This is a genomic window from Bradyrhizobium sp. CB2312, assembly GCF_029714425.1.
GTDB lineage: Bacteria > Pseudomonadota > Alphaproteobacteria > Rhizobiales > Xanthobacteraceae > Bradyrhizobium.
In genome coordinates this window covers 4,858,099-4,882,883 of record NZ_CP121668.1, presented here as the reverse complement: position 1 = coordinate 4,882,883, position 24,785 = coordinate 4,858,099, and the positions used below count along the sequence as shown (strand labels likewise).

Sequence of the window (24,785 nt, the reverse complement as noted above, 5' to 3'; positions counted from 1 at the left end):
ATCTCAGACCATCATCATGACGGGATTTTCAATCAGCTGCTTGAACGCGCCGATCAGCTCGGCGCCGAGAGCGCCGTCGATGGCGCGGTGATCGCAGGACAGGGTCACGCTCATCATGTGCGCGATCTCGATCTTGCCGCCGCGCACGACGGGCCGCTCCTCGCTGGTGCCGACCGCGAGGATCGTGGCATGCGGCGGGTTGATCACGGCGGTGAAGTGGCTGATGCCGTACATGCCGAGGTTGGAGACCGCCGTGGTGCCGCCCTGGTACTCCTCGGGCTTGAGCTTGCGCGAGCGAGCGCGCGCGGCGAAATCCTTCATCTCGTTGGAGATGGTGGAGAGCGTCTTGGTCTCGGCCTTGCGGATGATCGGCGTGATCAGTCCACCGGGCATCGCCACCGCGACGCCGACGTCGGAATGATGGTGCTTGACCATGCCGCTTTCGGTCCAGCTCACATTGCAGTTCGGAATCTTCTGGAGCGCGACCGCCATCGCCTTGATGACGAAGTCGTTGACCGAGATCTTGTAGAGCGGCTTCTTCTCCTTGTCCTTCGGCGCAGCGGCATTGATCTCCTCGCGTGCGGCGAGCAGCTTGCCGATGTCGCAGTCGATGGTCAGGTAGAAGTGCGGGACGTTCTGGATCGATGCGGTCAGGCGCTGCGCAATGGTGCGGCGCATGCCGTCGTGCGGGACGATGTCGTAGGAGCCCGGCTCGAACAGCGACAGGATCTGCTTGTCCGACATGGTGGGCGCGATCGAGGGCGCGCCTGACGGTGCCGCGGCGGGCGCCTTGAGGCCCTTGCCGGACTTGGCCTGCTCGACGTCGCGCGCGACGACGCGGCCGTGCGGGCCGGTGCCGGTCACCATCGACACGTCGATGCCGGCTTCCTTGGCGAGACGGCGCGCCAGCGGCGAGGAGAACACGCGGCCGCCATGGCCGTTGGCTTGCGCGGCAGGCGCAGCAGCTTGGGGCGCAGGTGCGGCAGCGGGCGGCGGTGCAGCCTTGGGCGCGGCGGGCGCTGGCGCGGGAGCCGCAGCAGCCTCAGCGGCTTTCGGCGGCGCGGCCGAAGCGCTCGGCTTGGCGGCGCTGGCCGCCTTCACGTCCTCGCCCTCGCCGGCGAGCACCGCGATCACGTCATTGACGGGGACGTCCTGCGTGCCCTCGGGCACCAGGATCTTGGCGATCGTGCCCTCGTCGATGGCCTCGACCTCCATGGTCGCCTTGTCGGTCTCGATCTCGGCGATGACGTCGCCGGATTTGACCTTGTCGCCTTCCTTCTTCAGCCACTTGGCGAGGTTGCCCTTCTCCATCGTCGGCGAGAGAGCGGGCATCAGGATGTTGATGGGCATGCTGACCTCACGAAGAACTTCTCAAAACGTCGTCCCCGAAAGCGAGGACGAACAGGACCAGGTTTAGTTGCCGATGTCGCCCTGCCACAGGCGCTCATTGGCGGGATTGGAACGCCACGTCTTCATCATGGTGATGGAGCGGTCGTCGGCAAGATCGATCCAGGGGATGCCGAACTTGTCGAGAATGTCCTTGGAGCCCTCGAAGGTGACGGATTCCCCGATCACTACGAGCTTGACCTTGAACAAAGCGAGCGCGCCGGCGCACATCGAGCACGGCGACAGCGTGGTGTACATGACGGTGTCATGGAACGAGATCGCGCCGGCCGCACGCAGGCAGCTCATCTCGCCGTGCAGGATGACGTTGTTCTCCTGCACGCGGTTGTTGTGGCCGCGGGCGATGATTTTGTTGTCTCGCGTCAGCACCGCGCCGATCGGCAGGCCGCCCTGCGCGATCGAGTCCTGCGCTTCGCGGATCGCCTCGAGCATGAAATCGTAGTGATAGGATTCGATCGCCACGGTCAGTGCCCCTTCCCGCGCGGCGTCGTGGTGCCGGTGTCGGTGGGACGCTCGATCTCCGCCTGGAACATATCGAGGATCCGGTTCAGCGCGTCTTCCTCGGTGTACTCGCTCTCGCGCGCATAGGCGCGCGCAGCGTGGCGGGCGAGATCGACCAGCAGCAGGCCCCACATGTCGGGCTCCTCGAAGGCCCGCTGGAACGCCATCGACAGCCCGCCATCCAGCACGAACACGCGCAGGATCTCGACCGCGTCCTCGCGGGTCATGACGTCGGGCGGCAGTGGCTGCTCCTTGGGGCCCGCCATGGTCTACCTGTAGCAGACGGCTTTGGCGGCCTCGACGACTTCCGCCGCCGAGGGCAGCGCGAGCTTCTCCAGGTTGGCGGCATAGGGCATCGGCACATCCTTGCCGGAGACGCGCGTAACAGGCGCGTCGAGATAGTCGAAGGCGTTCTCCATGATGCGCGCGGCGATCTCGGCGCCGACGCCGCTCTGGGCCCAGCCCTCTTCCACGGTGACGGCGCGCCCCGTCTTCTTGACGGAGTTGACGATGGTCTCGGTGTCCATCGGGCGCAGCGTGCGCAGGTCGATCACCTCGGCCTCGATGCCCTCCTTGGCGAGTTCGTCGGCGGCCTTCAGCGCATAGGTCATACCGTTCGACCAGGAGATGATGGTGACGTGGGAGCCCGAGCGCACGATGCACGCCTTGCCGATCGGGATCACGAAATCGTCGAGCTTCGGCACCTCACCGGTGTGGCCGTAGAGCACCTCGTTTTCGAGGAAGATCACCGGATTGGGGTCGCGGATCGCGGCCTTGAGCAGGCCCTTGTAATCGGCGGCCGAGAACGGCGCGACGACCTTGAGGCCCGGAATGTTCGAGTACCAGGACGAATAATCCTGGCTGTGCTGGGCGGCGACGCGGGCTGCCGCACCATTGGGCCCACGGAACACGATCGAGCAGCCCATCTGGCCGCCTGACATGTAGAGCGTCTTGGCCGCGGAGTTGATGATCTGGTCGATCGCCTGCATGGCGAAGTTGAACGTCATGAACTCGACGATCGGCTTCAGACCGGTCATGGCGGCACCGACGCCAACGCCGGCAAAGCCGTGCTCGGTGATCGGCGTGTCGATGACGCGCTTGGCGCCGAATTCCTGGAGCAATCCTTGCGTGACTTTGTAGGCGCCCTGATATTCGGCAACCTCTTCGCCCATGACGAAGACGTCGGCGTCGCGGCGCATCTCTTCGGCCATGGCATCGCGCAGCGCTTCGCGGATGGTTTGCGTCACCATCTCAGTGCCGGCGGGCACTTCCGGATCGGGCTCGGCGACGGCCTGCGGCGCCGGTGCAGCCTTCGGCGCGGGCGCTTCGGCCTTGGCAGCGGCGGGCGGCGCGGACTCCGCAGCCTTCGCCGCTGGTGCAGGCGCTTTGGCGAGATCGGCGGCGCTCTCGCCGTCCGCCAAAATGGTCGCGATCGGCGTGTTCACCGCGACGTCGGCGGTCCCTTCCGGGATCAGGATCTTGCCGAGCGTGCCCTCGTCGGTCGCCTCGACCTCCATCGTCGCCTTGTCGGTCTCGATCTCGGCGATCACGTCGCCAGACTTGATCTGCTCGCCCTCTTTCTTCAGCCACTTGGCAAGGTTGCCCTTTTCCATCGTGGGCGACAACGCGGGCATCAGCACTTGAATTGGCATATCGACTCCAAAAGAAAGCTTGCGCGCGTTTTAGCGGTAAACGTCGGTCCAGAGCTCGGCGGCATCCGGCTCGGGATCATGCTGGGCAAAGTCGGCGGACGCGTTGACGATGTCGCGCACCTCGGCGTCGATCGCCTTGAGATCGGCTTCGCTGACCTTGGCGGCAAGCAGGCGGTTGCGCACCTGCTCGATCGGGTCCTGGTCGTGGCGAACCTTCTCGACCTCCTCGCGCGTGCGATATTTTGCAGGGTCGGACATCGAGTGGCCGCGGTAGCGGTAGGTCTGCATCTCCAGGATGAAGGGGCCCTTGCCGGCGCGGCACCAGGCCGCCGCCTCGTCGCCCGCAGCCTTCACGGCGCGAACGTCCATGCCGTCGACCTGCTTGCCGGGAATGTTGAAGGACGCGCCGCGCTTGGAGAAGTCCTGCTGGGCAGAGGCGCGCGAGACCGCGGTGCCCATGGCGTAGCGGTTGTTCTCGATGACGTAGATCACCGGCAGCTTCCAGAGCTCCGCCATGTTGAAGCTCTCATAGACCTGGCCCTGGTTGGCCGCACCGTCGCCGAAATAGGTGACGCTGACGCTGTCGTTGCCGCGATAGTGATTGGCGAAGGCGAGGCCCGTGCCGAGCGAGACCTGGGCGCCGACGATGCCGTGACCGCCGTAGAAGTGCTTCTCCTTGCTGAACATGTGCATGGAGCCGCCCTTGCCCTTGGAATAGCCGCCGCGGCGCCCCGTGAGCTCGGCCATGACGCCATTGGCGTCCATGCCGGTGGCAAGCATATGGCCGTGGTCGCGATAGCCGGTGATGACCTGATCGCCCTCTTTCAGGGCCATCTGCATCCCGACCACCACGGCCTCCTGGCCGATATAGAGATGGCAGAAGCCGCCGATCGCGCCCATGCCGTAGAGCTGGCCGGCCTTTTCCTCGAACCGCCGGATCAGGAGCATGTCGCGGAGCGCCTTGAGCTCCTGTTCCCTGGTGAATTCCGGGGGCGAACCGCCGTCGGTCTTGTCCTGTGCAGCGCCTGCGGCGGCTTTCTTGGGTGCGGCCATGGGAATTCCGGGTCAGAGAAAACTTCAGCCCTCTCTAACCCAAGTCAAACGCGGTTGGAAAGCACCGCAACGGAATAGCACGATTTTCATTATGCCGCACTGCAACGTGGCCGAAACTTTGCAAAACCTTTGGCGTGGATTGGGCAACATTAGCTCCCCGCCGACGCGCAGCAGCAGGCAGCCCAAGGCAACCAAACCGGACACGCTCGTCCCAAGGCCGAAGGCTCGTCGCGTGTCCGATTCGTACGGCAGCCCTACCAGCCGAGCTCGCGCAGATAGGCTGCGCGAGCGGCAACGCCAGTGTGCGTGAAATCGGTGAAAACTCCGTCCACACCGAGACGAAAAAATTTGAGATATTCGAGACCGGGATCACCGCGATAATCGGCGGCGAGATATTTCTTCTCGTTCCGGAATGTGAAGACGTGCACGAACAGGCCGAGTTTGTGCGCGTCGGCAACGAGGCTGGTCGGCTCCTGCGTCGATGCCTCCGGGGTCGATCCCTTGTAGGGTGTGCCGTCGGCGTTGCTGTCCTTCCACGGCGCGATCATGAGCGGAACGATATAGGCCTTCCACGGACCGATGCCGTCGGCATAGGTCTTGATCTCGGCAAGGCCCTCCGGGGTCAGCATCGCATCGTAGAGGCGCGCATCACCCGCAATCGTCCAGTCGAACGGACGCGAGCTCGTGATGTTGTTGAGCAGCACCTTGCCGGTCTTGAAGTCGATGCCGTTGCCGTCGATGAGCTGGACCTGCCGCGTCTCGAGGCCATGGCTGCGCATGTATTTCAGGCTACCCGGCTCGAAGCTCTGGACCAGGATGGGCGCGTCCTTGGTGTTCAGTCCATTGTCCTTGATGATCTTGATCAGGGCATCTTCGAGCGGACGGCTGCCGGGCGCGCCGCAGCCGTTTGCTATCGCCTGGGCATTGTTCCAGGTCGGGTTCTTGGTCTCGGGATAGACCAGGATGGGACGCCCCGTCGCATTGCTTTTGGCCTTGGCGATGTCGATGACGTCCTGGAAGCTGATGACCGGGAATTTTCCGTTGAAGATCTTTGGCCGTTCGTTGGCGGCATCATAGGTGGTTCCGGCGATCCATTCCTTCAGCTCGGCCATGGTGAAGTCGGTGATCGACCAGTCGTTGGTGTGGTCCTCGCCATCCACGATCAGCGACTTCAGCACCGATTTGAGATCCGCGGGATCGGTGAGATCGGTCAGATAGTCAGCAGGCGCGGTCGGGGAAGCAGGCGCCTTCACGCGCACGCCGGGCACCGTGCGCTTGCGGGCCGCAACAGTCGCGTTGGTCTTGGCGACCTCGGCCACATTGGTGTTGTCGCTGAGCCAGGGGTTATGGCGCACCACGAGGACGCAGTCCTTGGTCAGGTGCAGATCCTCTTCGAGCGCATCAGTGCCGAGCGCTGCCGCAAGCTCGTACGATGCCTCGGTCTCTTCGGCCACCAGCCCCGGCAGTCCGCGATGCCCGAGGATCAGCGGCGGCTTGCCATCGAGGGTCGGAATCTGCTTGGCGCCAGCCGGAGCCGGGCCGGTCTGTGCGAAGGCTGTCGACAGCGAGAGCAACGCCGCGCCGAACAGCAGCGCTCCAACATACATTGTCCGTCGTGAACGACCGTTTCGCATCGCCAAGCCTCCGTCTTTGCCTGGCATTGCCTCGAACGCCAGCAGCGCCGAACCCGGATAGGCGCGGCGCTGCCCGTCTTGTCCCAAGACTCTGACAGATGGATGACGATGGAGCGGGCGCTCTCTTCCGCCCGATCACATCTTCGATCAGAAGAAGCCGAGCTTCTTCGGGCTATAGCTGACCAGGAGGTTCTTGGTCTGCTGATAGTGATCGAGCATCATCTTGTGGGTCTCGCGGCCGACGCCCGACTGCTTGTAGCCGCCGAAGGCCGCATGCGCGGGATAGGCATGGTAGCAGTTGGTCCAGACCCGGCCGGCCTGGATCGCCCTTCCGAAGCGGTAGCAGCGGTTGGCATCGCGGCTCCAGACGCCGGCCCCGAGGCCATAGAGCGTGTCGTTGGCGATCGCCAGCGCCTCGTCGTCGGTCTTGAAGGTCGTGACCGAGACCACGGGGCCGAAGATCTCCTCCTGGAAGATGCGCATCTTGTTGTTGCCTTCGAACACCGTCGGCTGGACGTAGAAGCCGCCCGAGAGATCACCGGCGAGCTCGGCGCGTCCGCCGCCCGCGAGCACCTTGGCACCCTCCTGCTTGCCGATGTCGATATAGGAGAGGATTTTTGCGAGCTGCTCGCTGGAGGCCTGCGCGCCGATCATGGTGTCGGCCGCGCGCGGGTCGCCCTGCTTGATGGCGGCGACGCGCTTGAGAGCCCGCTCCATGAAGCGGTCATAGATGTCGGCATGGACCAGCGCGCGGCTCGGACAGGTGCAGACCTCGCCCTGGTTCAGGGCGAACATGACGAAGCCTTCGATCGCCTTGTCGAAGAAGTCGTCGTCCTCGGCGGTGACGTCCTTGAAAAAGATGTTCGGCGACTTGCCGCCGAGCTCCAGCGTCACGGGGATCAGGTTCTGGCTGGCATATTGCATGATCAGCCGGCCGGTCGTGGTCTCGCCGGTAAAGGCGATCTTGGCGATGCGCGGGCTGGAGGCGAGCGGCTTGCCGGCCTCGAGGCCAAAACCGTTGACGATGTTGAGCACGCCTGGCGGCAGCAGGTCGCCGATGATCTCGGCCCAGACCATGATCGAGGCCGGCGTCTGCTCGGCGGGCTTGAGCACCACGCAATTGCCGGCGGCGAGCGCCGGTGCGAGCTTCCAGCACGCCATCAGCAGCGGGAAGTTCCAGGGGATGATCTGGCCGACCACGCCGAGCGGCTCGTGGAAATGATAGGCGATGGTGTCGTGGTCGATCTCGCCAATCGAGCCTTCCTGCGCGCGGACGACGCCGGCGAAGTAGCGGAAGTGGTCGATCGCCAGCGGCAGATCGGCGGCGCGGGTCTCGCGGATTGGCTTGCCGTTGTCCCAGGTCTCGGCGACCGCAAGGCGCTCGAGATTCTCCTCCATGCGGTCGGCGATCTTGTTCAGGATCGCGGCGCGCTCGGCGACGCTGGTGCGTCCCCACGCGGCCTTGGCGGCATGGGCCGCATCGAGCGCGGCCTCGACGTCCTGCGCATCGGAGCGCGCGATCTTGCAGACAACCTTGCCGGTCACCGGCGAAGAATTGTCGAAATATTTGCCCGAGATCGGCGCCACGAACTTGCCGCCGATGAAATTGTCGTAGCGTTCGGCGAAGGGGCTTTGGGTGACGCCGAGGAATTCCACCTTGTTCATTGCTCACTCCCGATGTTGATGTTTGCGCGATCCGCCGTGTGTTCACGACTTGCGCCAACGATCTCGCGGGTGGTGATTTCTGTCAGCCCGGGCGGCAGCGATGGCCAGGCGGGAGTGTCGCAGTTCTGCGACAGTCGCGGGGGAGATGGGACGTTTGCGGCCTCCACATCGTCGTTGCGAGCCACCGGGGCCGCGCTTCGCGCGGACCCGGTGGCTCGCAATGACGGCTGAAGCTCAGTGCTTGATCTCGAACCGCTTGAGCTTGCGGTGCAGCGTGGCGCGGCTGACGCCGAGGGCTTTTGCGGCGGCCGAGACATTGCCGCCGGCGCGCAGCAGCGCCCGCTGCAACACCGCGCGCTGGCCGCCGGCGAGGTGATCATGCGCGGCATCGCCGCCGAGCAGATCGGCCGCGGGCACCGGCTGCATCGCCCTGCCCGGCGCGATCCCGAGTCCCGCGCGGGCGACGCGGGTCGCACCGATCACGAGATCGTCTGCATCAACCGCGACGAGGCCGATCGACTGGCCGTCCGGACCTTGCGTCAGCACGATGCGGGCATGAGGGAAAGCCCGGCGGAACAAGTCGGCCTCGATGCGCTTTGCCGCCTCGCCGGCCGCCAGCGCGATCAGGCTGGAGTACGCATCGGTGCGGTCGGTGCGGCAGGAGGAGACGTCGAGCACGCCCGCGAAAGCTGCTTCATGGTCGTAGATCGGAACTGCGGTGCAGCTCAGAAGCGTGTTGCGGGTGAAGAAATGCTGGTCGCGGTCGATCGTCAGCGGCCGCTGCTCGACGACGCAGGTGCCGATGCCGTTGGTGCCCTCATGCTCCTCGCTCCAGAGCGCGCCGGTCCACAAGCCCCAGGACTGAAACGTAACGTCGTCCGCCGGCGTGCCGCGGCGGTCGACCGGCACGCCCTCGCCGTCGGCGAGCAGCACGCAGCAGCCGGCAGCGCCGACGGCCTGATAGAGCCGGTCCATGGCGCCTTGCGCGGCGGCAAGCAGCGGCGCGATGCGCTCACGCGCCTGCCGCAGTTCTGCGTCGCTGAGCCGCACCGGCGAATTGCGGCCGGCGGGATCGAGATGATGCAAGCGGGACGAACGGCACCATGAGGCCACCAGCGCAGAGCGCGCGGCCTGGCCTGACGCAATGGCGGCCTCGACACGGGCCGCGTGATGCCGGGACATTAGCCCATTCATCACTGTTTCCTCCGGGTGGCAGTCTAGGCTGTGGCGGCTCGACCCGGTTGATCTGCGTCAACTCAGGCCGACAGCGTGGGAAGCCATGAGCCCGCACCGGCACGGCCGTCAAGCGGCAGTCCGGTTCCACGCTTGCGACTTTCGGTAGAATTGATCGACGCGTGCCGGATTTCGGCTTCGGCGTTCGATACCGGTTTCGAATGGCGCGGAAAGCGCTACTTCGCCGGGATCATCCGAACGAGATCATGCGGGTTGACATAGTCGAGCTGGAAGCGCGCCCGCTCGTCGAGCATGTCGGGATCGATCTTGTCGGTGCGCAGCAGCGAGACGCGCTGCTCGCTCCTGGCGCGCTCGCGCTTGAGCTGCGCGAGCTCGCTCGTCAGCGCGATGATCTCCTGGTCGAGTTCCTGGCGGGCGTTGAGGCCGTACTTGCCAGTGTAGGCGTTGACGCCGAAATAGCCGACGATCGCGGCCGCCATCGCATAGAGGGCAAGGCCGGTCAGGATCGATTTCAGGCGCGCGCGGGAGACCATGCTGGGAAGATGGGGCAGCTTGGTTAAGGGAGTGTTAGTGCGCTCTGCCCGTATCTCTCGTGCCCGGGGCTTGTCCCGCCTGCGCGGCCGAAGCCGCTTCGGCGCGGCGAAGGCCCGGGCATCCACGTTCTTCGTCGTTGGAGGCCAAGACGTGGATGGCCGGGTCAAGCCCGGCCATGACGGAAAGTGGAGCAAGCTTCGGCGCGAAAGCCTCAGCCGTGGTGCTTGGCCACGTGTGCGGCAAAGGCGTCGATATAGGCCTGGAGCACGCCCTTCAGCGAGTCCTTGGTCAGGTTGCCCTCGGCATCGAAGGCGTCGCCGACCGCGTTCAGATAGATCTCAGGCTGCTGCATGATCGGGCCGGCAATGCCCGGCAGGATGTTCTGGAGCGTCTTGGCCGCGCTGACGCCACCGAGCGGGCCCGGCGAGTTCGAGACGATGCCGACCGGCTTGCCGTTGAATGAGCTCTTGCCATACGGGCGCGAGGCAACGTCGATGGCGTTCTTGAGGACGCCCGGGATGGCGCGGTTGTATTCGGGGGTCACGAAGATGACGCCGTCCGACTTCTGGAGCTTGTCGCGGAAGGCCAGCCAGTCGGCCGGCGGCGCGCCCTCGAGGTCCTGGTTGAAGAACGAGATGCCCCCGAGGGTGACGACCTCGAGCTTGAGCGAGGCAGGCGCGAGTTTTGCCAACGCGTTGGCGATCTTCAGCGAGAAACTGTCCTTGCGCAGGCTGCCGGCGATGACGACGATGTTGTAGGCCATGGGTTGTCCTTGAGGGCTTGAGCGGGAGTGCCGGGGCGGCACTTAAGCGTTCCGGGTCGGTGGATGCAAGTGCATGAACCGGTCCGGTTTGGAAACGCTGCGTTTCGCGAAAGCAGATGGTCGCCCAAAACAATCGGGCCGCCAAGCGGCGGCCCGATCTTTCGTGCGAATATGCAAATCCAGCTCAGATCGTCGGATTCCACGCCGACGGGATCAGGCGATACTTGGCGCCGTCCTTCTCGACATGGCCGACAGAGGGGAAGGTGAAGTGGAAGCCGATGACAGTGGCCTTCTCCGCCGCCGCCATGTCGTAGAATTTGTGGCGGGTTTCCTGCGCCATCGCGGGATCGTTGTCGAACGCTACGTGCCAATCCGGATTGCGCAGGAAGAATTCGGGAATGTTGGTGACGTCAGACTGGATGAGGACCTTCTTGTCGCCCGAGGCGACCGCGAATGAGGTGTGACCCGGCGTGTGGCCCGGCGTTGCGATCGAGGTGATGCCCGGCGCGACTTCCTTGCCCCACTCGTATTTCGTGACCTTGGACTCGAGGCCGTCAAAGGTCTTCTTCACGTTGGCGAAATAGTTCTTCATCATCGGATTGGACTCGGCCTTGGCGGCGTTGTCGGCACTGGTCCAGAACTCCCAATCCTTGCCCGGCACCATGATCTCCGCGTTCGGGAAGGCGAGCGCGCCGTCGGCAAGGCGGATGCCGTTGGTGTGGTCGGGATGCAGATGCGAGAGCAGCACCACGTCGATGCTCTTGGGATCGACGCCGGCGGACTGGAGGTTTTGCAGCGTGCGGCCGACCGCGCCCTTGCTGGGTTCGAGATTGGCGACGCCGTTGCCGGCGTCGATCAGCACCAGCTTGGAGCCGGTGTTGATGAGCTGCGGGTTGAACGGCACCGTGACCATGCCCTTGGGCATGTAGGCAGCCTCGCCCGCAGCGAGCGCCTCTTCCTTCGACAGGTTGGTGACGAACTTGTCGGGCATCGGGAAAGTGCGCGCGCCGTCATTGATCGAGGTGCACTCGATGCTGCCGACCTTGTAGCGATAGAAGCCCGGCGCCTGCGTACCGACTTGCGGCACTGCGGCATTGACGGCGGTTGGCCGGAGGCCGGTGACGGCGGCCGCACCGATGGCGGCCGCGCCTGCGAGCAGGTGACGGCGATTGAGATCAGTCATGGAGAGGTCCCCTTCTGAGCGCCCTGCGGTTTTTCCGCTTTCAAATGGCGGCGGAATAATCTCCGGCTTCGCTCAGAAGGCAAGACCTTCTTTCGGTGACGTGCCGCGGCACGTCACGATTATTTATTTGGGTTGATGAGGAATTTTTCGCCGGTGGCGCGTTTGGCGTACACCGCGATGTTGGCGGGATCGAGCGTCTCCTGCAGTGACACCACCTTGGTGTAGTGGCTGGCAAAGGTCGTCTTCAACTCACTCACAACACGCTGACGCAGCCGGCCGATGTCGGCAGGTCCGATCTTCTGCAGGAACGGAGTGAGCAACCAGCCGCCGACGCCCCAGGCCATGCCGAAGCCACGCGGCAGTTCGATCGGACGGATATCGAGCGCGCCATAGACATAGACCTGCTTGTGCACGCTGGAGCCGTAACGGCTGTACTCCTTTGCGGTCTTGTTGATCGCGATTTCCATGCAGTTGAGGATGTCGCCGGCGAGCTTGCCGCCGCCGATGGCATCGAAGGCGATGGTCGCGCCGGTTTCGACCAGCGCATTGGTGAGATCGTCAAGGAAGCTCGGCGCGCTGGAATCGACAACGTATTTGGCGCCGATCTTGTGCAGGATTTCCGCCTGCTCCTTGCTGCGCACGATGTTGACCAGCGGGATGCCGTCCTTGATGCAGATCTTGTTCAGCATCTGGCCGAGATTGGAGGCGGCCGCAGTGTGCACCAGCGCCTTGTGGCCCTCGCGCCGCATCGTCTCGGTCATGCCGAGCGCGGTGAGCGGGTTCACGAACCACGAGGCGCCCTCTGCCGCCGTCGTGCCCTCGGGCAGCGGCTGGCAGTCCCTGACCTTCATCGTCCGGTACTGCGAATACATGGCGCCGCCGATCATCGCGACGGTCTTGCCCATCAGCGCCTTCGCGGCATCCGACGAGCCGGACTTGATGACGACGCCGGCGCCCTCGTTGCCGACCGGCAAGGACTGGTCGAGCCGCGCGCCCATCGCGCGCATCGCTCCGTCAGGCACTTTCGCGGTGATGATCGGCGCCTCTTTCGTACCGGACGCCTTGGCCGTGCTCATGTCGGCCGCGCCGACGAGCAGCCCGAGATCGGACGGGTTGATCGGCGCCGCCTCGATGCGGACGACGACCTCGTCGTCCGCAGGCTCGGGGGTCGGCACGTCCACGAGCGAGATCTCGAGCTCGCCGCTTTTCTTGATCAGCGAACGCAGTTGCAGTCCGGTCTTGCCGTCGCTCATGTCCAATCCTCCCCTGTGTTGTCGAAGCGCTGGCTTATGCCAGCGCCTTCAGCGCCGCCTTGCCGCCGTACAGCGCCTGCTTGCCGAGCTGCTGCTCGATGCGAAGAAGCTGGTTGTATTTGGCGGTGCGATCGGAACGCGCAAGGGAGCCGGTCTTGATCTGACCGCAATTGGTAGCGACCGCGAGGTCGGCGATGGTGGAATCCTCGGTCTCGCCCGAGCGGTGCGACATGACGGAGGTGTAGCCGTTCTTGTGCGCCATCTCGACGGCGGCGAGCGTCTCGGTCAGCGTGCCGATCTGGTTGACCTTGATCAGGATCGAGTTGGCGCGGCCGGCCTTGATGCCTTCGGCGAGGCGCTTGACGTTCGTGACGAACAGGTCGTCGCCGACCAGCTGGCACTTCTTGCCGATGAGGTCGGTGAGCTCCTTCCAGCCGTCCATGTCGTCTTCCGACATGCCGTCCTCGATGGTCACGATCGGATAGCGCGAGACGAGGTCGGCAAGGTACTTGGCCTGCTCGGAGATCGAGCGGGTCTTGCCTTCGCCTTCATAGACGTACTTGCCGTCCTTGAAGAATTCGGTCGAGGCGCAGTCGAGGCCGAGCACGATGTCGGTCCCTGCCTTGTAGCCGGCCTTGCCGATCGCGTTCATGACGAACTCCAGCGCCGCGTCGGCCGACGGCAGGTTCGGAGCGAAGCCGCCCTCGTCGCCGACATTGGTGTTGTGGCCGGCCTTCTTCAATTCGGACTTCAGCGTGTGGAAGACTTCCGCGCCGTAGCGCAGACCTTCGGCGAAGGACGACGCACCGACGGGCAGGATCATGAACTCCTGGAAGTCGATCGGGTTGTCGGCGTGCACGCCGCCATTGATGATGTTCATCATCGGCACCGGCAAGAGGCGCGCCGCGGTGCCGCCGACGTAACGATAGAGCGGCATGTCGAGCGAGTTCGCGGCCGCCTTGGCGCAGGCGAGCGAGACGCCGAGGATCGCGTTGGCGCCAAGCCGGCTCTTGTTCGGCGTGCCGTCGAGGTCGATCATGATCTGGTCGATCTGGGCCTGCTGCTCGACATCGAGGCCGCTCAAGGCCTCGAAGATTTCGCCATTGACGGCGCCGACCGCCTTGGTGACGCCCTTGCCGAGATAGCGGGCCTTGTCGCCGTCGCGCAGTTCCACCGCCTCATGGGCGCCGGTCGAGGCGCCGGACGGCACCGCAGCGCGGCCGAGCGCGCCATCTTCCAGCACGACGTCGACCTCGACGGTGGGATTGCCACGGCTATCGAGAATTTCGCGGCCAATGATGTCGATGATGGCGGTCATGATGTGCACTTCCGTTCGTTGGGGCTGATCGGTGCCGCGGGTCTTACACGGGCCGCAAGCAAATGTGAACGCTTGGAGGACGGGCTTCGACTGACGCGTGAAGTGGCTCGGACTAAGCTTGACCCTGCCTGATCTGCGCGTCCAACCTCAAACTGAGACAGTCGGGGTAACGCCATGAATCGCCGCCAGTTTCTTGCCTCGAGCGCTGCCCTCCTCGCGACCCGCCCGTCTTTTGCGCAGGAGGGCCCGTTCCGGACGAAATATTTCCCCATTAGCGCCGGCATCGGCCTGCATGACCTTGCCCCCGCTCCCGACGGCTCGGTCTGGTTCACGGCCCAGGGCAAGGGCCTGCTCGGCAGGCTCAATCCCCAGGATGGCAGCTTCAAGACCGTCAGCCTCGGCCAGGGCGCCGCTCCGCACGGCGTGACCATCGGCCCCGACGGCGCGCCCTGGATCACCGAGGGTGGCCAGAACGCGATCGCGCGGGTCGCCCCTGATGACCTCAAGGTCACGCTGTTCCGCCTGCCGGAAAAGTTCGCCTCCGCCAATCTCAACACTGGCGTGTTCGACAAGACCGGCACCTACTGGTTCACCGGCCAGTCCGGCTATTACGGTCGGCTCAGGCCGACATCGGGCGAGATGGACGTGTTCAAGGCGCCCAAGGGCGTCGGGCCCTACGGCATCGCGGTGACGCCCAAGGGCGACGTCTGGTACGCCTCGCTCGCCGGCAGCTACATCGCCAGGATCGATCTTGCGACCGGCAACGCCGCCGTGGTCGAGCCGCCGACGCCGGGCCAGGGCTCGCGGCGGGTCTGGTCGGACTCGAAGAACCGGATCTGGGTCAGCGAGTGGAACAGCGGGCACGTGTCGATGCACGATCCCGCCGACGGCTCATGGAAAACGTGGAAGCTACCGGGCGAACGTCCCCGCACCTACGCGGTCTATGTCGACGACAAGGACGAGGTCTGGCTCACCGATTTCTCCGCCAACGCGATCGTCCGCTTCGACCCCGTCACCGAGACGTTCAACGTGGTCGCGAGCGACAAGGCCAATGCCAATGTCCGCCAGCTCGACGGCCGTCCCGGCGAACTCTGGGGCTGCGAGTCCGGTAACGACCGGATCGTCATGATCCAGACGAACGCGGCCGGTTGACGGCAGCGCCATTTGCGTCCATCCCGACACGCTCTGGAGCGCGATCTTATCGCGCTCCGGTTTTTAGTTGAGCATGATCTTTCGGAAAACCGGCGCCCACTTTGCGCCAACGCGGCCCTCCGGGTCCGGCTCGTGCTCGAACAGGATGTGACGACGATGGCGAAAAAATCTCTCCAGCTCGGCCGCGCGGTGGAATGGCCGCACACGCCGGAAGAAGCCCAGCTCGACCGCGTGCCCAATCCGCAGAAAGGCACGGACTATCTGGTGCGCTTCACCGTGCCGGAATTCACCTCGCTCTGCCCGGTCACGGGACAGCCGGATTTCGCGCATCTGATGATCGACTACGCGCCGGGCCAGTGGCTGCTGGAGTCGAAATCGCTCAAGCTCTATATCGCGAGCTTCCGCAATCACGGCGCCTTCCACGAGGACTGCACCGTGATGATCGGCAAGCGCATCGCGAGCGAGATCAAGCCGAAATGGCTGCGCATCGGCGGCTACTGGTATCCGCGCGGCGGCATCCCGATCGACGTGTTCTGGCAGACCGGCCGCGTGCCGAAGGGCCTCTGGGTGCCCGAGCAAGGCGTCGCGCCGTATCGCGGGCGCGGATAGCGAGCTCGACCACAGAGCGGCGCCTCCATCTAACGATGCGTCGCCTGCCGTGGCAAGCAGAGCCAGTGTTCTTCGTGATCGACCGTTCTTTCCCGGAGAAATGCGGGAAGCCGACAGCTCGATACTCCGTCAGGCCCGCGCGTCCGAGGGCGCCCGCGGCTTGAGCAGCCGGGCGCAGAGGAGGCCCAGCAGCACCATGATCGCAGCGCTCACGCTCAGGGTCGGCACCTTGCCGGCATGCGCAAGGCCAAAGCCGTAGGCGATCGGGCCGACCGTCTGCCCCATGAAGAAGAAGAACGAATGCAGCGACATCGCCGTCGCCCGCGCGCCGATCGACAGTTCGCTGGCGAACACCTGCAAGCAACCATGGATCATGTAGAAGCCCCACCCCATCACCAGCATGCTGGCGAATTGCAGCTTCCATCCGGGACCGAAGGCAAGCGCGCCGAGTTGCAGGGCGACGAGGCTCGCGCCCGCGATCATCATGCCCTTGACACCAAGCCAGGGCAGGAAGCGCGAGACCGTGAAGGTGTAGAACAGCCCGCCGATGGCAAAGCCCGCGATCACGATGCCCGCGATCGACAGCGATTTCTCGCCGAGATCGAACAGCAGCGCGGCGATGAACGGAAACAGGCCGAACACGCAGCAGCCCTCGACGAACACCGCCGAGTAGCAATAGCGCGTGTTTGGATTGGCGAAGATGGTGCGGTAGCCCTGGCGCAAGGTCTTCAGGTCGGTTTTCGGCGGCGCCGCCAGCGCGGCACCGCGGAAGCCCGCGGCCACCGCGACGGCCGCGATCAGGCCGAGTGCGCCGAGGATCACGAGCACGCCGCGCCAGCCGATGAGATCGCCGATGATGCCGGAGGCACTCGCGCCGAGCAGATTGCCGGTCATCGACCCCGCCAGCGTGCGCCCGATTGCGACCTGCCGCTTGGCCGGCGCAACGAGGTCGGCGGTAAGACCAAGCGCAACCGGAAACACCCCGCCGGAGGCGATGCCGGCCAGGATGCGGCTCGCGAACAGGCCCGAGAAAGTCGTCGCGATCGCGCCGAGAATGCAGGAGACCCCGAGCAGAGCCAGACACAGCGTCATCAAGCGCGCCTTGCCGAACAGATCGGCAGCCGCGCCGATCACCGGCTGGACCAGCGCGTAGATCAAGGCATAGCCCGCCGCGATACTGGCGGCCGTCGTGATGCTGACCGAGAAATCCTCGGCGACATGCGGCAGGACTGGATCGAGCGCGCGCGTCGACAACGCCGCCGAGAAGCTGGCGAGCGCGATGATGTTGATCGCTGGCGGAAACCTCTGATCGGAGGACGGCCCGGTCACAGGCTGGTGCATCAGCGCGTGATGCCCTTCGTATTCTTGGCCAGCGCGTCGAACGCCATCAGCTGAGCGATCAGCCCCTCGAACTCGCGCAGCGGCACCATGTTGGGGCCGTCGGAGGGCGCCCGGTCGGGATCGGGATGGGTCTCGATGAAGACACCGGCAACGCCGACCGCCACCGCCGCGCGTGCGAGCACCGGCACGAATTCGCGCTCGCCGCCCGAGGAGGTCCCCTTCCCGCCCGGCTGCTGCACCGAATGGGTGGCGTCGAAGATCACCGGCGCTCCGGTCGTGCGCGCCAGGATCGGCAGCGCGCGCATGTCGGAGACCAGCATGTTGTAGCCGAAGGCCGCGCCGCGCTCTGTCACCAGCACATTCGGATTGTTGGCGCCCGTGATCTTGGTCACGACATTGGCCATGTCCCAGGGCGCGAGGAACTGGCCCTTCTTGACGTTGACGACTTTGCCTGTCGCGGCCGCCGCCAGCAGCAGATCGGTCTGCCGGCACAGGAACGCCGGGATCTGCAGGATGTCCACGGCCTGCGCCACCTCGGCGCATTGCGTGGCCTCGTGCACGTCGGTCAGCACCGGCAGGCCGAGCGAGGACCGGATCTCCGCGAAGATCGGCAGCGACTGCGCAAGGCCAAGGCCGCGCGCGGCGGACGCGCTGGTGCGGTTCGCCTTGTCGAAGGAGGTCTTGTAGACGAGGCCGATGTTCAGCCGCGCGGCGATCTCCTTCAGCGCGGAGGCCACCTCCAGCGCATGCTGGCGGCTTTCGAGCTGGCACGGCCCGGCAATGATCGAAATCGGCAGATCATTGCCGAATTTGACCGTGCCAACGGTGACGACGCCTGCCGCTGAATTCGAAGAGCTCAAAGCCAAATCCCTCGTTTCGGCGCGACCATAGCCGCCATGAGGGTCGGATCAACCCCATTCGGCCCTGGGCGGTCAGATTATCAGGCGCCGGGACTGCCGGCGCCGCCCTTGTATCGGCAGGTTCCTACTTCACCGCCGAGAAGGCCGTCGGCGTCAGGAGCTGGCTGACGATATTGCCGACGATCTGGCCATCCGCTTCGCTCTCGGCGCGTGCTTTCATCCATTCCGGGTCGGCCATGAACGCACCCCACTTCTTCTCGCGTTCGGCGAGCGAGTCCCAGGCCAGGAAATAGGTCAGCTCTTGGTTGGATTCGCCGATCAGCGTGGTGAAGAACCCGGCCTGCTTGATGCCGTGCTTCTCCCAGATCTTCAGCGTCGCCGTCTCGAACCGCTTCAACAGCGCCGGCAGGCGGCCGGGCACGCAGCGATACTGGCGCATTTCGTAGATCATTCTTGCTCCCTCCCTGAACAGGTTCGGCGGTTATAACGTCTGACCATAGCGCTGTCTTGAGCCCCGCCCGGCCGCCCCTATGGCGTTTCACGCATGGCTAGACGGGTCCGGCAGCGGCACCATGTCCGCTTCCCGCAATGCTGCCGCAATGATCAGGCCGCTAAGAATGGCTCAATTGTGGTTCAGGTGCAGGTTGCATGCGGATTTTGCTCGTCGAGGATGAGGCGGAAATGGCCGGCGCGCTGGCCTCCGCGCTGAAGCGCTACGACATGGTGGTGGACCATGCCCCGACGCTCGCCGAGGCGGAGGAAGCCATTTCCGCCGACGTCCATGCCGCGGTCCTACTCGACCGCCAGCTTCCCGACGGCGACGGCCTCGCTTTGATCCCCAAGCTTCGCGCGCGCGCCGACGGCGTGCCGATCATCGTCCTCACCGCGCGCGGCGAACTCGCCGACCGTATCGCCGGGCTCGACAGCGGCGCCGACGACTATCTTGCAAAACCGTTCGCGGTCGAAGAGCTGCTCGCCCGTTTGCGCGCGGTGCTGCGGCGGCCCGCGGGCCTGTCCCCCGAAATCATCCGCGCCGGCCGTCTTGCCTTCGACCTCGGCCATCGCGAAGCCAACATCGACGGTGCGCCGCTCGAGCTGCCGCGCCGGGAGCTCCTGGTGCTCGAAGCCCTGATCCGCCGCATGGGGCGAACCGTGCTGCGCTCGACGCTGGAAGAAGCGGTCTACAATTTCGACGACGAGATCCAGTCGAACGCGCTCGACACGCACGTCTCGCGGCTGCGGCGAAAGCTCGCGGACGCCGACGCGGGCGTCGAGATCCACGGCATTCGCGGCGTCGGCTATCTCCTCAAGAAGCTGCCATGAGCAAACACCACGATCCCTATTGCCTGCGCTCGCGGCTGAGCTGGCGCCTGTTGTCGCTCCAGGCCGCGCTGCTCGTTGCACTGGTTGCCGTCGTGGTCGGAGCGTTGTGCGCATCGGGCTTCGTGCTCGCCGGGCGCGACGAGGACCGCGTCATCGATGTCGTCCAGCGCGCGCTCACGCGCGATGCGCAAGGCGCGCTGGCCTTGCGGCCGACCGCCGAGCTGAAGCAGTTGCGCAACGAGACGCCCGACCTCTGGTTCCTGGTGCGCGACCGGCAGGGTCACCTCCTCGGCGAAGGCACTGTGCCGGCCGAATTCGCCGCGATCGGCGCCGGCCTTGACCAGATCAGCCAGGCGCGGCTCGGATGGCAGATGTTCGACGATCCGCGCAAGCCGGCGGCGCGGCTGAAGCGGGTCGACACCGACGCCGGCAATGTGCAAATCATCACGGCGACGCAGGGACGGCTGACCGGCGCCAAGGCGCTGCTCACGACCTCGCTTGCGTTCCTCGGCATCGCCCTGCCCGGCCTGCTGCTGATGGGGACGGCGACGTTCATCGCGACGCCGATGATCGTGCAGCGCGCGTTCAGGGGCCTCGACACCACGGCGGACGAGGCGCGGCGCATCGACATCCATCAGCGCGGCGCGCGGCTCTCGGTGGAGCGGATTCCGCTGGAGGTTGTGCCGCTGGTGACTGCGGTCAATGATGCGCTGGCGCGGCTCGACCAGGGCTATGCGCGCCACAAGCGCTTCGTCGCCGACGCAGCCCACGAGCTGCGCACGCCGATCGCGATCCTGAACACACGGCTGGAGTCGCTTGCCCCGGGGCCGGACAAGACCCGCCTGCTCGAGGATGCCGCGCGGCTTGCGACGCTTGCCGAGCAATTGCTCGATATCCAGCGCCTCGACCGCTGCGCCCATCCCTTCACGCGCGTCAGTCTCGCCGCCGTCGCGCGAAGCGTCGCCGCCGACCTTGCACCGCTGGCGATCGCGGCCGGCTACGAACTGGCACTCGATGCCCCGGCGGCACCGATCGACACGATCGGCGATGCGGCGGCCCTGGAGCGCGCGCTGACCAATCTCGTGCAGAACGCGATACAGCACGGCCCTCGCCGCGGCATCATCGGAATTCGCGTCAGCAGCCCCGCGAGCATCGAGGTCTCCGATGAAGGCGCCGGCATTCCCGCCGATCAGCGCGAACAGGTCTTCGAACAAATTCTACCGGCTGGCGCCGCTCGATCGCGGTGCCGGCCTCGGCCTCAACATGGTGCGCGAGATCGTGCAGCTGCATGGCGGCCACGTCTCGGTGACAGACGGGCCGGACGGTGGGGCCTGCTTCCGGATCACGCTGCCACCGGCGCGACAGAGCTGATTCAGTCCGCGCTCGCCGCTTCGAGCGCAATGCTGTCGCAATGCGCTTTCGCGACACTGCATCCGTCTCACCTCTGATTTGTCGAGGTGCAAACCAAGATGCCGGAGTGCGCATGCCCAACGATTTTCTTTCGTTCTTCCTGTCATGGATGTCATCGCCGCGTCGGGTCGGCGCCATCGCACCATCGGGTGCGGCGCTTGCCGATCTCATCACGCGCGAGATCTCGGCAACGACAGGTCCGATCCTCGAGCTCGGTCCCGGCACCGGCGCGTTCACCTACAAGCTGCTCAAGCGCGGCGTCCGGCCGCAGGATCTGACGCTGATCGAATACGGCTCCGACTTCATGAAGCTGCTGCAAATGCGCTTTCCCGGCGCGCGTGTGCTGTGGATGGACGCGGCACGGCTTGCGACCGAGCGCCTCTATGACGGCGCCCCCGTCGGCGCGGTCGTGAGCGGCCTGCCGATGCTCAACATGTCGAGGCGCAAGGTGATCTCGATCCTCAGCGGCGCGTTCAGCTATGTCCGCCCTGGCGGCGCCTTCTACCAGTTCACCTACGGCATGAGCTGCCCGGTGCCGCGGCCCGTGCTCGACCGGCTGGGCCTGCGCGCAAAACTCGTCGACCGCGCCTTGCTGAACGTGCCGCCCGCCGCGGTCTACAGACTGACGCGACGGCCGCAGATGAAGCTGATCACGGGAACGTTGGCGCCCGAACCATCAACGCGGGTCGCGTTGGAGCCGATGCATCAAGCGCGCGACTACTCCGCCGCGCGCTGAGCCGTCAGACCAGACGGCTCTGCACCATCGCCGCCTGAATGAACGAGGCGAAGAGAGGATGGGGCTCGAACGGCCGCGACTTCAGCTCGGGGTGGAACTGGACGCCGATGAACCAGGGATGATCCTCGTACTCGACGATTTCAGGCAGCACGCCGTCGGGCGAGAGGCCCGAGAATTTCAGGCCATGCTGCTCGAGGCGGTCCTTGTAGGCGGTGTTGACCTCGTAGCGGTGGCGATGACGCTCGGAAATCTCGGTCGCGCCGCCATAGACCTGCGAGACGCGGCTGCCGCGGTTGAGCGCGGCAGGGTATGCGCCAAGCCGCATCGTGCCGCCGAGATCGCCGGCCTGCGAGCGCTTCTCGAGCTCGTTGCCGCGCAGCCATTCCGTCATCAGGCCGACGAGCGGCTCCTTGGTCGGGCCGAACTCGGTGGAGTTGGCGTCCTCGATGCCGACGAGGTTTCGCGCGGCCTCGATCACCGCCATCTGCATGCCGAAGCAGATGCCGAAATACGGCACGTCGCGCTCGCGCGCGAACTGCGCCGCGCGAATCTTCCCCTCCGCGCCGCGCTGGCCGAATCCGCCGGGCACCAGGATGCCGTTGACGTGCTCGAGGAACGGCGCGGGATCTTCCTTCTCGAAGATCTCGCTCTCGATCCAGTCGAGATTGACCTTCACCTTGTTGGCGATGCCGCCATGCGAGAGCGCCTCGATCAGCGACTTATACGCGTCCTTCATGCCGGTGTATTTGCCGACGATGGCGATGGTGACATTGCCTTCGGGATTGCGCACGCGCTCGTTGATCTGCTGCCAGCTGCGCAGCTCCGGCGGTATCCGCGAGGCGATGCCGAAGGCGGCGAGCACTTCGTCGTCGAGGCCGGCGTTGTGATAGGCCTCGGGGACGGCATAGATGTTGTCGACGTCGCGCGCCTCGATCACGGCGCTTTCGCGCACGTTGCAGAACAGCCCGAGCTTGCGCCGCTCCTCCTTCGGGATCTCGCGATCGGTGCGGCAGAGCAGGATGTCCGGCTGGATGCCGATCGAGCGCAGCTCCTTCACGGAGTGCTGCGTCGGCTTGGTCTTCAGCTCGCCGGCGCTCGGGATGTAGGGCAACAGCGTGAGATGGATGTAGACGGCGTGATCGCGCGGCAGCTCGTTCTTGAGCTGGCGGATCGCCTCGAAGAACGGCAGGCCCTCGATGTCGCCGACGGTGCCGCCGATCTCGACCAGCACGAAATCGTACTCGTCATTGCCGTCGAGGACGAACTCCTTGATGGCGTTGGTGACGTGCGGCACCACCTGGATGGTGGCGCCGAGATAATCGCCGCGACGCTCCTTGGAGATGATGTCCTGGTAGATGCGCCCGGTCGTGATGTTGTCGGCCTTGGTCGCCGGCCGCCCGGTGAAGCGCTCGTAGTGACCGAGATCGAGATCGGTCTCCGCGCCGTCATCGGTCACGAACACCTCGCCGTGCTGATACGGCGACATCGTTCCGGGATCGAGGTTGAGATAGGGGTCGAGCTTACGGAGGCGGACCTTGTAGCCCCGGGCCTGCAGCAGCGCACCGAGTGCCGCTGAAGCCAGACCCTTGCCGAGCGAAGAAACCACGCCGCCGGTGATGAATATGTACCGCGCCATGGGACTTAACCTCTAATCCCTCGAATTCGATTCGCCAAAGCGATTCGTCTTCCGCCCCAAAGATTTTGCGGGCCTGTGGGTGATCCAGAACTAAGAGTGGTGACAGTGCCTTGATGGGGATTGTTGATGCAGGACGGTAGCCACCGCCCTGCATGGCCCCCCTGCTTTATTGCGAGCGCGGCACCTGCGGGCCCGACGGCGCCTGGTTCTGCTGCTGCTCGTCGGCCTTCTTCAGCGTGTCGAGGATGCCGCCCGAGGTCGGTGCCGAGATCGGCGCGCCGCCGGCCGGCTGGCTCTGCGAGGCCGGCTGGCCGATGATCGACGAGGGCGCGCGGCTATATCCAGCATGCCAGGACAGGAACAGGCTGGTGATGAAGAACCCGGCGGCGAGGATCGCGGTGGTCCGCGTCAACAGGTTCGCGGTGCCCCGGCTCGACATGAAGCCGGCGCCGCCCCCCATACCGAGGCCGCCGCCTTCCGACTTCTGGAGCAGGACGGCGCCGATCATGACGGCGACGATCATGAGGTGGATGACGATGACAATGGTCTGCATAATGTCCTTCCGTCACAAGCGGGCAGCGCCTGACGGCGGCCGGTCGCGCTTCGCGGGTTTTCCTGAAGTTGCGCGGTGTTACACGATCGGGAGGGGCATTGCCACCCCCGATCGGGCTCATACCAATGGTTTGGAATAGCTAGGGGCAGCCCTTGGCAATCGCAAGGAAATCGGCCGCCTTCAGGCTGGCACCGCCGACCAAGGCGCCGTTGACGTTCTTGACCGCCATCAGCTCGGCCGCATTGGACGGCTTGACCGAGCCGCCATAGAGGATGCGCATCTTGGTTCCTTCGGCCTTGAACCGGGAGGTCAGGAGTTCCCGGATAAAGCCATGAATCTGCTCGACATCCTGGGCCGTGGGGGTGAGACCGGTGCCGATGGCCCAGACCGGCTCATACGCCACCACCAAGTTGGCGGCGGTAGAGGCGTCCGGCAGCGAGCCATCCAGCTGGCCGCGCAGGATATCCAGGGTCTGGCCGGCATCGCGCTGGCCTTGCGTCTCGCCGATGCAGACGATCGCGACCAACCCGGCCCGCCAGGCGGCTTCCGCCTTCTGCCTGACAAGGGCGTCGCCCTCGCCGTGGTCGGCGCGGCGCTCTGAATGGCCGACGATGATGGCGCTCGCCCCTGCATCGGCCAGCATTTCGGCGGCGATATCGCCGGTATGGGCGCCGGAGGCCTTGGGATGACAATCCTGGGCCCCGACCGCGACCTTCTTGCCGCGTGCCTTGTCGGCAAAGGCCGCTATCAGCGTCGCCGGCGGGCAGACCAGCAGGTCAGCTTTAGCGGCGACGTCTGCCGCGCCGTTGAGCATGGCGTCGAATTCGGCAGCCGAACCTTTCAGGCCGTTCATTTTCCAGTTGCCGGCGATCAGGGGGCGGATGGCGTCGGTCATGTCAATTTCCAGCAAAATGAGGTTTGCGCATGCGCTAGCAGAGCTGTCGCGGCAGTTCCAGAGACCAGAGGCCTTTAACCGCAGCTCTCGGAGACCGCCTGACCTGAGGTTGCGGG

The 24,785-nt window shown here is 65.3% G+C and carries 23 protein-coding genes and 1 pseudogene; 5 read left to right on the top strand and 19 right to left on the bottom strand.

Annotation, left to right across the window (positions count from 1 at the left end; translation table 11 throughout):
* Nucleotides 1–3 precede the first annotated feature (3 nt).
* The 13 genes from QA642_RS23965 to eno all read right to left on the bottom strand — a co-directional run bounded on the left by QA642_RS23965 (nt 4) and on the right by eno (nt 14,154).
* Nucleotides 4–1,350: a pyruvate dehydrogenase complex dihydrolipoamide acetyltransferase gene (locus QA642_RS23965; RefSeq protein WP_283086786.1), complete on the bottom strand. Its 1,347-nt coding sequence runs from the start codon at nt 1,348–1,350 to the stop codon at nt 4–6.
* 63 nt (nt 1,351–1,413) lie between these two features.
* Nucleotides 1,414–1,866: a nucleoside deaminase gene (locus tag QA642_RS23960; protein ID WP_283086785.1), complete on the bottom strand. Its 453-nt coding sequence runs from the start codon at nt 1,864–1,866 to the stop codon at nt 1,414–1,416.
* Nucleotides 1,867–1,868: 2 nt separating this feature from the next.
* Entirely contained in the window at nt 1,869–2,171 is a 303-nt protein-coding gene (locus QA642_RS23955; RefSeq protein ID WP_027559362.1) for a DUF5076 domain-containing protein, read from the bottom strand.
* 3 nt (nt 2,172–2,174) lie between these two features.
* Nucleotides 2,175–3,557, bottom strand: coding sequence for a pyruvate dehydrogenase complex E1 component subunit beta (locus QA642_RS23950; protein ID WP_283086784.1), 1,383 nt, complete (start codon nt 3,555–3,557; stop codon nt 2,175–2,177).
* Nucleotides 3,558–3,587: 30 nt separating this feature from the next.
* Complete coding sequence (gene pdhA / locus QA642_RS23945) at nt 3,588–4,610, bottom strand: pyruvate dehydrogenase (acetyl-transferring) E1 component subunit alpha (RefSeq protein WP_283086783.1); 1,023 nt, start codon at nt 4,608–4,610, stop codon at nt 3,588–3,590.
* A 254-nt stretch (nt 4,611–4,864) separates the two neighbouring features.
* A complete protein-coding gene (locus QA642_RS23940) occupies nt 4,865–6,217 on the bottom strand; it encodes a glycerophosphodiester phosphodiesterase family protein (protein ID WP_283086782.1) in 1,353 nt (450 codons plus the stop codon).
* A 174-nt stretch (nt 6,218–6,391) separates the two neighbouring features.
* The gene (gene adh, locus QA642_RS23935) at nt 6,392–7,909 is read right to left on the bottom strand and encodes an aldehyde dehydrogenase (protein WP_283086781.1); all 1,518 of its coding nucleotides are present in this window, start codon (nt 7,907–7,909) and stop codon (nt 6,392–6,394) included.
* Between the two features lie 234 nt (nt 7,910–8,143).
* Complete coding sequence (locus QA642_RS23930; protein ID WP_283086780.1) at nt 8,144–9,103, bottom strand: GAF domain-containing protein; 960 nt, start codon at nt 9,101–9,103, stop codon at nt 8,144–8,146.
* Between the two features lie 215 nt (nt 9,104–9,318).
* On the bottom strand, nt 9,319–9,636 hold the full coding sequence (locus QA642_RS23925) for a septum formation initiator family protein (protein WP_283086779.1): 318 nt from the start codon (nt 9,634–9,636) through the stop codon (nt 9,319–9,321).
* Between the two features lie 212 nt (nt 9,637–9,848).
* Nucleotides 9,849–10,400: an NAD(P)H-dependent oxidoreductase gene (locus QA642_RS23920; RefSeq protein WP_283086778.1), complete on the bottom strand. Its 552-nt coding sequence runs from the start codon at nt 10,398–10,400 to the stop codon at nt 9,849–9,851.
* A gap of 184 nt (nt 10,401–10,584) precedes the next feature.
* Nucleotides 10,585–11,583 (bottom strand): MBL fold metallo-hydrolase, encoded by a 999-nt coding sequence (locus QA642_RS23915; RefSeq protein ID WP_283086777.1) that lies wholly within the window; start codon nt 11,581–11,583, stop codon nt 10,585–10,587.
* Between the two features lie 119 nt (nt 11,584–11,702).
* Entirely contained in the window at nt 11,703–12,836 is a 1,134-nt protein-coding gene (locus QA642_RS23910; protein WP_283086776.1) for a zinc-binding dehydrogenase, read from the bottom strand.
* 34 nt (nt 12,837–12,870) lie between these two features.
* Nucleotides 12,871–14,154 carry a phosphopyruvate hydratase gene (eno, locus tag QA642_RS23905; RefSeq protein ID WP_283086775.1) on the bottom strand — a complete coding sequence of 428 codons (1,284 nt, stop codon included), beginning with the start codon at nt 14,152–14,154 and terminating at the stop codon, nt 12,871–12,873.
* Nucleotides 14,155–14,328: 174 nt separating this feature from the next.
* On the opposite strand from eno, the gene QA642_RS23900 reads away from it, so the two are divergent.
* Nucleotides 14,329–15,306: a lyase gene (locus QA642_RS23900; RefSeq protein WP_283086774.1), complete on the top strand. Its 978-nt coding sequence runs from the start codon at nt 14,329–14,331 to the stop codon at nt 15,304–15,306.
* A gap of 156 nt (nt 15,307–15,462) precedes the next feature.
* Complete coding sequence (queF, locus tag QA642_RS23895) at nt 15,463–15,915, top strand: preQ(1) synthase (RefSeq protein ID WP_165424973.1); 453 nt, start codon at nt 15,463–15,465, stop codon at nt 15,913–15,915.
* A gap of 129 nt (nt 15,916–16,044) precedes the next feature.
* Here the strand turns inward: queF and QA642_RS23890 are convergent, their stop codons facing one another.
* The 3 genes from QA642_RS23890 to QA642_RS23880 all read right to left on the bottom strand — a co-directional run bounded on the left by QA642_RS23890 (nt 16,045) and on the right by QA642_RS23880 (nt 18,567).
* Nucleotides 16,045–17,256, bottom strand: coding sequence for an MFS transporter (locus QA642_RS23890; protein WP_283086773.1), 1,212 nt, complete (start codon nt 17,254–17,256; stop codon nt 16,045–16,047).
* Nucleotides 17,256–18,116 carry a 3-deoxy-8-phosphooctulonate synthase gene (gene kdsA / locus QA642_RS23885; RefSeq protein ID WP_283086772.1) on the bottom strand — a complete coding sequence of 287 codons (861 nt, stop codon included), beginning with the start codon at nt 18,114–18,116 and terminating at the stop codon, nt 17,256–17,258. The genes QA642_RS23890 and kdsA overlap by 1 nt, the downstream gene beginning before the upstream one ends.
* Nucleotides 18,117–18,240: 124 nt before the next feature.
* Nucleotides 18,241–18,567 (bottom strand): NIPSNAP family protein, encoded by a 327-nt coding sequence (locus QA642_RS23880; protein WP_283086771.1) that lies wholly within the window; start codon nt 18,565–18,567, stop codon nt 18,241–18,243.
* A gap of 197 nt (nt 18,568–18,764) precedes the next feature.
* Between QA642_RS23880 and QA642_RS23875 the strand changes: the two genes are divergently transcribed.
* The 3 genes and pseudogenes from QA642_RS23875 (at nt 18,765) to QA642_RS23865 (ending at nt 21,585) form a co-directional block, all read left to right on the top strand.
* On the top strand, nt 18,765–19,439 hold the full coding sequence (locus tag QA642_RS23875; protein WP_283086770.1) for a response regulator transcription factor: 675 nt from the start codon (nt 18,765–18,767) through the stop codon (nt 19,437–19,439).
* Nucleotides 19,436–20,810 (top strand): annotated as a pseudogene (locus tag QA642_RS23870) (HAMP domain-containing sensor histidine kinase). Before QA642_RS23875 ends, QA642_RS23870 begins: the two are co-directional and overlap by 4 nt.
* 112 nt (nt 20,811–20,922) lie before the next feature.
* Complete coding sequence (locus QA642_RS23865) at nt 20,923–21,585, top strand: rRNA adenine N-6-methyltransferase family protein (RefSeq protein WP_283086769.1); 663 nt, start codon at nt 20,923–20,925, stop codon at nt 21,583–21,585.
* Between the two features lie 4 nt (nt 21,586–21,589).
* On the opposite strand, the gene QA642_RS23860 is transcribed toward QA642_RS23865, so the two are convergent.
* The 3 genes from QA642_RS23860 to tpiA form a co-directional block, all read right to left on the bottom strand.
* On the bottom strand, nt 21,590–23,221 hold the full coding sequence (locus QA642_RS23860; protein ID WP_283086768.1) for a CTP synthase: 1,632 nt from the start codon (nt 23,219–23,221) through the stop codon (nt 21,590–21,592).
* A gap of 166 nt (nt 23,222–23,387) precedes the next feature.
* Nucleotides 23,388–23,774 carry a preprotein translocase subunit SecG gene (gene secG, locus QA642_RS23855; RefSeq protein ID WP_283086767.1) on the bottom strand — a complete coding sequence of 129 codons (387 nt, stop codon included), beginning with the start codon at nt 23,772–23,774 and terminating at the stop codon, nt 23,388–23,390.
* Nucleotides 23,775–23,913: 139 nt separating this feature from the next.
* Nucleotides 23,914–24,669: a triose-phosphate isomerase gene (tpiA, locus tag QA642_RS23850; protein WP_283086766.1), complete on the bottom strand. Its 756-nt coding sequence runs from the start codon at nt 24,667–24,669 to the stop codon at nt 23,914–23,916.
* Nucleotides 24,670–24,785 lie beyond the last annotated feature (116 nt).